Origin of the sequence: Desulfovulcanus ferrireducens, from assembly GCF_018704065.1 — a bacterium.
Classification (GTDB): domain Bacteria; phylum Desulfobacterota; class Desulfovibrionia; order Desulfovibrionales; family Desulfonatronovibrionaceae; genus Desulfovulcanus; species Desulfovulcanus ferrireducens.
On sequence record NZ_JAGUQP010000012.1, the window covers coordinates 66684 to 77684 of the forward strand.

The window sequence follows — 11001 nt, forward strand, 5'->3', positions numbered from 1 at the left end:
ATTACAAGCTTAGTTTTAGCTATCGACCCCCACTTTTGTTTATACGCTAAAATATAAATCTTTTCCAGTTCAGAACTATAGTTTTTATTTGTCCTTTTCAAGGATTTTGTTTATTGCGTTCACTGGATTTGTTGTCTCGTCAAAGGCACCAGCGGATAGTAGTTCTTTTTATACTTTATATCTTGTTTTGGCTACTATTAACCAATACCCCTGAACCTTAAACTTTAAGAATCGTATGATGTTTAGAAAAGCTTTAGAAGACAATCAGATTTTAATCTTTGATGGTGGCATGGGCACTCTCTTGCAAGCCAAAGGTCTTAAGCCCGGTCAGTCACCTGAAATATTCGGCCAGCAGCATCCAGAGGTTATCGAGGGCATCCATAAGGATTATATTCGGGCCGGTGCCCGGGTAGTGACTACAAACACCTTTGGCGGAACCAGGTTTAAGTTGGGCCCAGACATTGATGTCAAACGATTTAACAGGGAAATGGCATTAGTGGCCCGCAAGGCAGCTGGAGACAGGGCTTTTGTTGCAGGCAGTGTTGGTCCAACCGGCAAGATGATCAAGCCCCTTGGTGATGTAAGTTTTGTCGAACTGGTTCAGGCCTTTAAAGAACAGATTTTGGGTCTTGTCCAGGGGGGTGTGGATTTGATTTTGGGCGAGACGCACTTTGACCTGGCAGAAGCCAGGGCCGTTGTTGTTGCAGCCAGGGAAGTATGTGATCTGCCCATAGGTATTTCCATGACCTTTGAACAGGGCGCTAGCCTTACCGGAACAGACGGCCTGACCTTCATAGACACCATGCAGAACATGGGTGTGGACATGGTGGCTACCAATTGTAGTGCCGGGCCGGAAGGTTTTTTGACCGTGGTCCGGGAAATGTTGCAAAGGCTTGAGATTCCACTTCTTGTTGAGCCAAATGCAGGTCTTCCTGAACTGGAAAACGGACAGACAGTGTTTAGGTTAGGTCCGCAAGATTTTGCCATGCAAACGGCTAAATTTGTTTCTCTGGGCGTAAAAGCCCTGGGCGGATGTTGCGGAACCACCCCCGAACATATCCGTGCTCTTTGTGCTGAGATTAAAGACCGGAAATATGTCCCCCCAAGCCCTTCCAAAAAGCCATGTATAGTATTGACATCCAGAAGTCAGTCCGTTCCTTTTGGGTTTGAATTCAAGCCTGTGATTGTTGGCGAACGCATCAATCCCACAGGTAAAAAGGACTTGAGTGCGGAACTTCAGGCGGGGCAACTAACACGGGCTGTTGAACTGGCTCAGGAACAGATTGAGCAAGGGGCTACTGTTCTGGATGTTAATGTTGGCGCTGCCATGGTTAATGAACAAGAAGTTCTGCCGGCTTTGATTGCTGCTTTAGTATCCAGGTTCGACTGTCCGTTATGCCTGGATTCCAGTAATGAAGAGGCGATAAGGGAAGGTCTTTTTCAATATCCAGGTTCAGCTCTGGTCAACTCTATTAGCGGGGAAGAGGGTAAGATGGATCGGTTAGGCCCGATTTGCCGCGATTTTGGAGCACCTTTTATTCTTTTGCCCCTGAAGGGAAATAAACTACCAGTCACTGCTAAAGAACGATTGAGTATTATTGAATCTCTACTTGCCAGGGCCTTTGACTTAAATATTCCCAAAAGGCTCATCTTGGTTGATGCCCTGGCCCTGACGGTTTCTTCTAAACCAGAGGCAGCCATGGCCTGTCTGGAAGTTATCCGATATTGTCGGGAAAAATGGAACCTGGGAACCATTATGGGTCTGTCCAATATCTCTTTTGGTCTTCCGGCCAGGGAATTGATTAACTCTACTTTTTTGGCCATGTGTTTGGCTCACGGGATGACTTCTTTTATTGCCAATCCCAATTCTGCTCGTCTTCAGGAAACACTTTATGCTGCCAATGTTCTTTTACATAAAGACCCTCAGGCTGGAGAGTTTATTGCCAAATTTTCTCGTTGGTCACCCGGTGAGCAAAGGATAGTTAAGGAGCAGGATAAAGACCTGTCTTGTGAAAACGCTTCTAAAGTACAGCTAGCGGTAATTAAAGGAGACAAAGATAGAATCGTGGAACTCCTTGAACAGGAGGTAACAGAGGGTAGAGATCCTTTTGAACTGGTGGATAAAGAGCTAATTCCGGCTATTACCGAGGTGGGGGAAAAATACGAGAAAAAAGAATATTTTTTGCCGCAGCTTCTGCTCAGTGCGGAGACCATGCAAAAAGGCTTTGAGTTTTTAAGACCTTTTTTGGAGAAAAAAGGAAAGAAAAAAGGGCCGAAAGTAATCATGGCCACGGTTGAAGGCGATATCCATGATATAGGCAAGAACATTGTCTGTTTGATGCTCAAGAATTATGGGTTTGATGTTCTGGATTTGGGCAAGGATGTCCCTGCGGAAGAAATTTTACGGGCAGTGCGGGAACACAAGGCCGCTCTTGTAGGCTTGTCCGCCTTGATGACTACAACTATGGTAAAAATGGAGGATACTATTAAGTTGATTCGTAAAAAGAATATCCCCTGTAAGGTCATGGTTGGTGGGGCAGTGGTAACTGAGGTTTTTGCCCAAAAAATAGGCGCGGATGGTTATGCTAGCGATGCAGTGGCCGCTGTAAAACTGGCGCAGTCACTGGTGGAGAAGTGATTGGGCGAAAGGGTGAATGGGAAGATGAGGGACTGGTCATAAGTTAATAAGGAGAGAGAAGTATCATGAGAAGATTAACGATTTACATTTTTGTGTTATTTTTGTTTTGCACGGGACCAGGGTGGGCAGGAGAGGTGTCTGATGTGCCTACCATTAATCATCAGCAATTGATTTCGCGCATAGCGCAGGCCAGAGGTAAGGTAGTCGTATTGAATTTCTGGGCTTCATGGTGTCCACCCTGTCGTATGGAAATCCCTGGGCTAATGCAGATACGCAAAAAATATAGTCAGGAAGTTTTGATCCTGGGGGTTTCTGTAGATGAAAACATAAATATGTTACGCATGTTTTTACAGAAAAATAAAATTAATTACCCGGTTTTCTGGGCCACTCCTGATGTCAATCTTGTTTTTGGGGTGCGCAACTTGCCCAAACTGGTTGTCTATAACCAGGAAGGGGAAAATGTACTGGAGCATGAAGGCTACATGTCTCCTGAGCAATTGGAGAAAGTGATCAATAAATTGTTGAAAGATTAAAAAGCTCGACCAAGTTTTTGCTGTGATTAACTGATTAATTTGTTTTTTATTTAATAAATTTTGTGTTTCCTTCGGAGCGGGACTTAATTCAATGAATTCAAAAAAGGAGCCAACAATAAACGCGTATCTGCGTAAGGCCAGAATTTCCGATGTAAAGACGATCCATCGGATATTAATGGATTATTCACGCCAGGGGTTATTGTTGCCCAGATCATACAGTGAATTATATAGTCACCTGCGTGATTTTTTTGTGATCGCGGATAGGGATACTAATGAAGTTTTTGGCTGCTGCGCTTTAAGCATAGCTTGGGAAGATTTGGCTGAAGTTAAATCTTTGGCAATTGAACCTCCGCTGCAAGGGCAGGGATGGGGACGGAACCTGGTGGAAGCCTGCTTAAGCGATGCGGTAACTTTAGGTATTTATAAGGTCTTTACCTTGACCTATCAGGTTGAATTTTTTGAAAAGTTAGGGTTTAAAAAAATAAGCAAGGATGTTCTGCCTCAAAAAGTCTGGGCCGATTGTCTGCGGTGCCCTAAATTTCCAGAGTGTGACGAGGTGGCCATGCTCATGGAAATGTAGAACCGTATTGATTTGATTTTTTTGTGTTTCCATTATAAAAAAAAGTTAATGTTATAATTAAATATCATCAATTTTAATGTCTACACAAAGAATAAATTTATTATTGTCTTTTTTAAATAAGTTGGAAATGGTTACGCATTTATTACCAGTAGCTAATGATATGTATTGATCGGTAACATAAGATGATATATTACAGTTGATTAGATAGAAAAAATAATCTCTGCAACAAAGGTCGTCCCCTTTTTGTGCTGGTCTATATAAAGGACCTCTTGCTTTTGGAATAAAATGACGATGAAAAATGGTGTCTGTTATTTGGATTCCATTATTGTCTATAATATAAGCACATTCTATATCTGGATAATATTCTACGATTTCTTTTAGCTTTTGTTCAAAGTAAGTAACATCAACAACTCGGATTTCATTTAAAAGGCTATTGATAATTTTTGAGATAATTTTCTTATAGTGCTGGTGTTGTTTCCTTTTCTTTCGAAAAATATCAACCATCGAATTTTGGAAGTGAGAGGATAGATTGATTGTTTTGCGTACAGTTTCGTCAAAGTTTAATAATGAGGGGTCGCCAGGCTTTGCAAAGTAAAATCCTTGAAATATATCAATATCAAATTTTAATATCTGCAAAACTTCTTCTTTTTTTTCTACGCCTTCCGCAATTATCAAAGTGCCTATTTCTTTAGATAGGAAAGAAAAAGATTTCAAAACCTTGCTTTTACGCCATATTTTATCAACATCTGCAATCAAGCTTCTGTCTATTTTGAGAATATCAGGTTTTAACTCGGGAATTCTATTTAGGTTTGAATAGGAGGCTCCTACGTCATCCAGCGCGATCAAAAAACCATAGTTTTTATAAGTTTCCACAAACTCTTTAAGTGCAGCGGTATTTGAAACCTTTTTTTCAGAGATTTCTATTACAATATTTTCTGGAGGAAGGCCTTTTTGTTTTGTTGTATTGTTTGTATATCCCGTGCTAACTACTCCTTCGTCTAAAATTGATGAGTCATGGTTTAAAAAAAGCATTAACTTGTTGTTCTTTTTATATATTTTAGAAAAATATTCTAATGATTTTTCTCTACATAGTCTGTCAAACTCAATGTTTATTTTTTTTTCTCTAGCACGAGAAAATAAGACGTTTGGTGGAATTATCTTGTTCTTGTTTATTCCCCGACACAGAGCTTCAACTCCTATTATTTGTTTTCTTTTGATAGAAATGATTGGTTGAAAATGTATAATGATATCTTCGATATCCAACAATTTAAACACTGTCTCCATTTTTTCTCCTTTAGAGAGTTTATCTGGATAACAGGGACACATTTTGATTCTGCCATGATTTTAGATTTTCGTTAAGATTTTCTAACTCGCCTCTTTTTCACTTTTGCTGTGGTAATAAAGTAATAGGTTGATTGGTTTGGTTGACGTGTAAAAAATTGTTTTTTTTAATAACGTAACGACATTTATACAAAAAAAATGCCATTGTTCATAGTTGGCCAGATTTTGTCAGTAACCATAGACAAATCAAGATGTAAGGTAAAAAAATTTTTTAGCATAAGAGGAGATAGTTGTTTCAACAAAAATGGCAAAGTTGAAGTTCAATTTAACAATTTTGATATTTTTTTGAAGATTTCTGCTGACACAGAATAGAGACTTGTGCAAATGAATGGATCAAATAGACTAATATACTTTCTTCGTTGTCTGACAAATTTTATCGTGTTCTTGGGAGGCTTAGTTTTATGAACAAAACTCCACTACTCAACCCAAGTGCAGCCATCGGATCCACCCAGATGCCTAGAGGATATAGTGGGTATTTATTGGATTCTTGCGGGTGGCCTAGTTCAGTAAATTTTGATTAAGCCATGGGATGCCTGGATTAGATAGTTGGATATGGCGAAGACGTAAAAACATAGACCTGCAAGTAGAATTGAAAGAGATATTTTAAAATGTCTGGTTTTTGCGTCCCTGATTTTGAGGATCATAATGAAGCTTTCAGGCAAATCATCTGCGTGAAAGGTGGAAATCCAGCGTAACCTGCTTACTCCGTAAAGGGCAGTAAAAAGCGCAGCCAGGATTGTACAGAGTCCAATAACCAAAGGAATGCCGCTATAAACTCCAGCAGCTACAATCCTGTGCCCTGAAAAACCGGTCACCGTTATTGCCAAGGCGCCTAATTGAAAAATGGTTTGGTTGCGTTGGTTGAGAACTGAAAACTGATGTTGCAGGGACTTCCATACCTCTGCCTCAGATCCAAGGATTTTCAACATATGTTCGTATTCTCGTTGGTAGTACTCTTTTTCCTCTTTATTGACCATCATTTGCAAACCTTTCTGTAAAAAAGGTAGCCCTTGAATAATATCGGGGCTTCCGACTATATTCCCATTAACAGCTTAAATCAAGACAAGCGATAAAAAATTCTTCAATTACGAGTCCCACTTTACTGGACTCGTAATTGAAGAAGAAACGAAAGTGATTGGGTAGGTTCCATGAGATAAGAGCGAGTTGATATTCATGGAAGACTTGTTACTCTTGGACGAAAGAAACTATAACTATAGCTTACACATAGCAATATATTTTTTTAGGCTATGCTATTGGCACTGGCTGACAGACCAGTACGGAGCATGACTAGTACGTGACTCACCTGATGTTTCAGGAATATGTCCCTGCTTTGATAGGGTGTTTTCCAGCCAATCGCTGGCCACCTTGCCCTGGTCTACGGCAATAATTTTATCTGCTAGTTTAACGGCCTCGGCCAGGTCATGAGTGACCATGATTATGGGCAGCTCAAGCCTATCCCTAAAATTCATCAGTTCTTCCTGAAGTCTTTTTTGGGTCAGTGCGTCCAGGGCAGAAAATGGTTCATCCAGCAGGAGCACGTTTGGCCCCCTTGCCAGAGCCTGTGCCAAGGCGGCACGTTGCCTTTCTCCTCCGGACACCTGGTTGGGCTTGGCTTTACGAAGGTGCCAGATTCCGAAATATTTCATTAATTTCTCTGCGCTGCCAGGGTCTTTTTCTGCAAATTTCACATTTTTGTATAGGCTCAAATGCGGGAAGAGAGCATATTCCTGAAAAACGTATCCTACCTTTCTTTTTTGGGGAGGGACAAAGATATTTTTTTCAATATCCACCCAGAGTTTACCATTGTAGATCACATGTCCCTCGTCCGGTTTTTCCAGTCCGGCAATGATTCGGATGAGGGTTGTTTTTCCCGCTCCGGATGGCCCAACCATAGCTAGAAGTCTTGCGAGCGGGCAGCAAAAGGTAACATCAACGGTAAAGTTCTTAAGTTTCTTTTTGATTTTAACTTTTAGGCCCACGTTTATTATCTCCTGGACAAACGATTTACTATCAACAGAACCGCATAACTCATTGGAATAAGTATCATGGAAATTAAGGCGGCTTCCTTGTATTGTAGACTTTCAACGTATTCAAAGATGGCGATCGAAGCCACTTTTGTTTTTCCTGGGATACTTCCTCCGACCATGAGTATTACCCCGAACTCGCCCATGGTGTGGGCAAATACCAGGACTGCCGCTGCGGCGACCCCCCCAAAAGAGTTGGGGAGGATAACCTTAAAAAAGGATGCTGTTTTGGAGCAGCCCAGAACGTACGCACTCTCCAGGAGCCTCGGGTCGATTTTTTCAAAAGCTGTTTTGAGCGGCTGCAGGGCGAATGGCAGGCTATAGATCATGGATGCGATCACGAGGCCCGAAAAGGTAAACACGAGACGAGAGCCAAAAGTCGCTTCCCAAAAGAGCCCCAAGAACCCTTGAGGCCCCATGGCTACCAGGAGATAAAACCCCAAGACAGTTGGCGGAAGCACCAGGGGCAGGTTAAAAAACGCCTCCACCAATGACTTTCCGGGGAAACGGCAAAAGGCTAGCCAGTAGGCAACTGGCAGAGCCGCAGCAACAAGAACCGAAGTAGTCACCAAAGACAATTTAGCAGAGAGAATTATAGGTGTGATATCCATGGCTTAATCGTACCCGAACTCATCATGAACAATTTTTTTGATTTTTGGTGAAAGAATATAGTTAAGGAATCGTTCAGCTGTTTGTCTATGTTTAGAGCCCACCAGGATGCAGGCGGCCTGGTTAATGGCCCCACCTTCTTCCACCATCCAGTATTTTCCACCCTTGCCCTTGCCAAGGGCTAAGGAAAGGGCAGTAAATGAGACATCCACGCCACCGGTAGTGGCGAATTGGAATGCCTGGGAGACGTTTTGTCCATACACCAGTCGAGGTCTAAGCTTTTCCAGGAGTCCTCGTTTTTGCATGGCAGTAACAGCGGCCTGGCCATACGGTGCGGTTTTTGGATTAGCCAAGCCGATTTTTGACGCCTTTGATACTACATCTGTCCACTCAGCTTCTCCAAAAAACTTTTTTTGTCCGGTCCATAGGGCCAATTTACCTTTGGCATAGATAACCTGGGGTTCGGCAAGCTTTTTTTCGCTGAGCAACTTAGGCCGGCGCATGTCTGCAGCAAAAAAGAGGTCAAAGGGCGCACCGTGGATGATCTGGTTATAGAGCATCCCTGTGGAGCCGTAGGATGTAAGTATTTTTATTCCGGTCTCCTGCGTAAATAGTTTGGCAATCTTTTGCATGGGAGAAATAAAGTTGGCAGCGACGGCCACAGACAGTTCTTCGGCCCGGCCGATTCCAGCAAAGGTCAGTAAAACAAAGAAAAGACTTAACATCGCCGTCTTGATTCTCATAAACCCTCCTTGAGTTGTTAAGTTTTAGAAATTTTTTATACGGAATCACCGAAAGATATTCTCTCAAAGTTGTTGACTTTAGAGTTATTTGCTTTCGGTGCAATTCCCCTCATACGATAACACTTCTCTCCATTTTATGGCCTTAGAGATTCTTCACTCCGGAATGACGATGTATGTACATGTGATTCCGGATATAAATGATAAAACTTATTTTTTTCTTTCTTTCACACTTAGTAGTATCTAAAAGTATTGTTTTTAATAGAAATGCATTTTTGATGCCACAGTTTTAGGGTTTATGGAATGTTAATCTGTAGTTGTTAAAATAATTATGTTTTATAATGCTATATAGTTGTTTGTTGGTAGTTAGCAAGAACATGATGTGTATTGCAAAAATGGAATAGTATACAAAAAAGTTTCATGCTTTGTTGTGTTTTTTGTTGTACCGTTTGAAAAATGTGCTTAAAAAAATAGTTAGTAACAATCTATATATAATACTATTTTTAGAAGTTTTTGTAATATTTATTTTTTGTGGTTAAAGTCTCTGCCTGTTAATATGTAATGTTGATTTTTTTGTTCTCGTCATATCCCATCGTTACGGGTTTAATTCTCTCAATTCCAGATTCAGTAAGCCACTTTGTCTATTTTTTTGTTTGAAAGGCAAAATAGACTACAAATTGTTGTTCCGCTTCTCACGAAGTTTTGTTCGTAGGCGAGTTCTTTTTTTTCTTTATAGAGTAGTGATGCATTTTTGATGCCGTTGTTTTGGGCTTGGTAGAATTCTAATCTGAACACGTTAAAATCATTAAATTTTATAGTGTTAGCTGATGGTTTGTTAATAATTAGCAAACACTTCTTGTGCGTTACAAAAATGCAATAACGTGCAAAATCGTCTTGTGTTGTTGTACTTACTATTTTTGTAGTCACTGAGAACCAATCTGGACTTTTTAAAAACTTAATTAGCCATAATTTCTGTCTTGCATGGATGTCAGAAGTTTTTGTTATTTTTTGGAGCAAATGTGTCACTCCAATGTAAAAAATTGGATATTTTTTTATTCTTGTCCGAAATATTTTTTCTCAAGTTCTGTTTTTCTTAAGCAAAATTCAACATTTGTCTTATAATCTTTTTATTAATTTCAGGAATGAAATAGATTTAAAAATTTTATTTGGCTTATTTCTATATGTATCAGACAATTTTTTTTGTGAAATTAATATCTATTTTTGATGTTATAAATTTAATTTTTATAGAATCATAAGGTTTCTATATTAGAGTTATTAAAGTCTATAGCTTAAGCTAGTTTTATATTAAAAATTAGAAAACATTCTTTTTGGTACCATACAAAAATGTAATAACATGCAAAAACGTTTTATATGTTAATGTACTTATTGAGCTTTATAAGTGATAAAGATTGCTTTATTTTTTTAAAATTTTTTAGTTAATTCCAATGGTTGTAAAGAAACATAGCGTTTATTTTAGAGCTGCTGGCATGAACCTTGCCGTTATAGAGTAATATAACATCAAAACATTTTAATCGGGAGGGTTTCATGAGAAAAGTAGCTATTTACGGAAAGGGAGGCATTGGTAAATCCACTACGACTCAGAATACAGTTGCTGGTCTGGTGGAGATGGGGCGGAAAGTCATGGTTGTGGGCTGCGACCCCAAGGCTGACTCCACCAGGCTCTTGCTTGGTGGTCTGGCTCAGAAATCCGTTCTTGATACCTTGCGAGAGGAAGGTGAGGACGTGGAGTTAGATGATATTCGCAAAGCCGGTTTTGGTGACACCTATTGTGTCGAGTCAGGTGGACCCGAGCCTGGTGTTGGATGTGCTGGCAGAGGCATCATCACATCCATTAACCTTTTGGAGTCTTTGGGTGGCTACGAAGAGTCTGAAGGTCTCGATTATGTTTTTTATGACGTGCTTGGTGACGTTGTTTGTGGTGGTTTTGCCATGCCTATTCGTGAGGGCAAGGCGCAGGAGATCTACATTGTCTGTTCAGGTGAGATGATGGCCATGTACGCGGCCAACAACATCTGTAAGGGAGTTAAGAAGTTCGCTGAGTCAGGAGGCGTTCGCCTGGGCGGGCTGATCTGTAACAGCCGTAAGGTGGATAACGAAAAGGAGATGATCGAGGAATTTGCCAAGAAACTAGGCACGCAGATGATCTATTTTGTGCCCCGCGACAACATGGTTCAGAAGGCTGAGATCAATCGCCAGACCGTTATTCAGTTTGATCCAAAGGCAGAACAGGCTGCTCATTACCGCAATCTGGCCAAAAATATCGATGAGAATGATATGTTCGTGATACCTAATCCTCTTGAAATAGAAGAGTTAGAAACATTGCTCGTTGATTTCGGTCTGCTAGACTGATCGGGTTGATTTTTGAGTTGAAAGCCGGATTTGTATAACTCTGAAGAGAGTATGTTGTCTCAAAAAAGTTAATTAGAAGGAGAATAAATTATGATCATGGTTCGTGCTATTATCAGGCCGGAAAAGAGCACAGAGGTAATGAAAGCATTGCTTGAGGCAGGTTATC

At 40.6% G+C, this 11001-nt stretch carries 10 protein-coding genes; 4 read left to right on the plus strand and 6 right to left on the minus strand.

Annotation, left to right across the window (positions count from 1 at the left end; translation table 11 throughout):
- The first annotated feature begins 235 nt into the window (after positions 1-235).
- From KFV02_RS05835 to KFV02_RS05845, 3 genes are all read left to right on the plus strand, one after another.
- Positions 236-2638, plus strand: coding sequence for a homocysteine S-methyltransferase family protein (locus tag KFV02_RS05835; protein WP_252380600.1), 2403 nt, complete (start codon positions 236-238; stop codon positions 2636-2638).
- A gap of 65 nt (positions 2639-2703) precedes the next feature.
- The gene (locus KFV02_RS05840) at positions 2704-3171 is read left to right on the plus strand and encodes a TlpA family protein disulfide reductase (RefSeq protein ID WP_252380601.1); all 468 of its coding nucleotides are present in this window, start codon (positions 2704-2706) and stop codon (positions 3169-3171) included.
- A gap of 91 nt (positions 3172-3262) precedes the next feature.
- A complete protein-coding gene (locus KFV02_RS05845; RefSeq protein ID WP_252380602.1) occupies positions 3263-3751 on the plus strand; it encodes an N-acetyltransferase in 489 nt (162 codons plus the stop codon).
- A gap of 57 nt (positions 3752-3808) precedes the next feature.
- Here KFV02_RS05845 and KFV02_RS05850 read toward each other — a convergent pair whose 3' ends face one another.
- The 6 genes from KFV02_RS05850 to KFV02_RS05875 all read right to left on the minus strand — a co-directional run bounded on the left by KFV02_RS05850 (position 3809) and on the right by KFV02_RS05875 (position 9482).
- The gene (locus KFV02_RS05850) at positions 3809-5035 is read right to left on the minus strand and encodes an EAL domain-containing protein (RefSeq protein ID WP_252380603.1); all 1227 of its coding nucleotides are present in this window, start codon (positions 5033-5035) and stop codon (positions 3809-3811) included.
- Positions 5036-5595: 560 nt separating this feature from the next.
- Positions 5596-6072 (minus strand): hypothetical protein, encoded by a 477-nt coding sequence (locus KFV02_RS05855; RefSeq protein WP_252380604.1) that lies wholly within the window; start codon positions 6070-6072, stop codon positions 5596-5598.
- 270 nt (positions 6073-6342) lie between these two features.
- The gene (locus tag KFV02_RS05860; RefSeq protein WP_252380605.1) at positions 6343-7071 is read right to left on the minus strand and encodes an ATP-binding cassette domain-containing protein; all 729 of its coding nucleotides are present in this window, start codon (positions 7069-7071) and stop codon (positions 6343-6345) included.
- Between the two features lie 5 nt (positions 7072-7076).
- Entirely contained in the window at positions 7077-7727 is a 651-nt protein-coding gene (gene modB / locus KFV02_RS05865) for a molybdate ABC transporter permease subunit (protein ID WP_252380606.1), read from the minus strand.
- A 3-nt stretch (positions 7728-7730) separates the two neighbouring features.
- Positions 7731-8468: a molybdate ABC transporter substrate-binding protein gene (gene modA, locus KFV02_RS05870; protein ID WP_252380607.1), complete on the minus strand. Its 738-nt coding sequence runs from the start codon at positions 8466-8468 to the stop codon at positions 7731-7733.
- A 621-nt stretch (positions 8469-9089) separates the two neighbouring features.
- Complete coding sequence (locus KFV02_RS05875) at positions 9090-9482, minus strand: hypothetical protein (RefSeq protein ID WP_252380608.1); 393 nt, start codon at positions 9480-9482, stop codon at positions 9090-9092.
- A gap of 528 nt (positions 9483-10010) precedes the next feature.
- Between KFV02_RS05875 and nifH the strand changes: the two genes are divergently transcribed.
- Positions 10011-10835: a nitrogenase iron protein gene (gene nifH / locus KFV02_RS05880; protein WP_252380609.1), complete on the plus strand. Its 825-nt coding sequence runs from the start codon at positions 10011-10013 to the stop codon at positions 10833-10835.
- Positions 10836-11001: the final 166 nt, after the last annotated feature.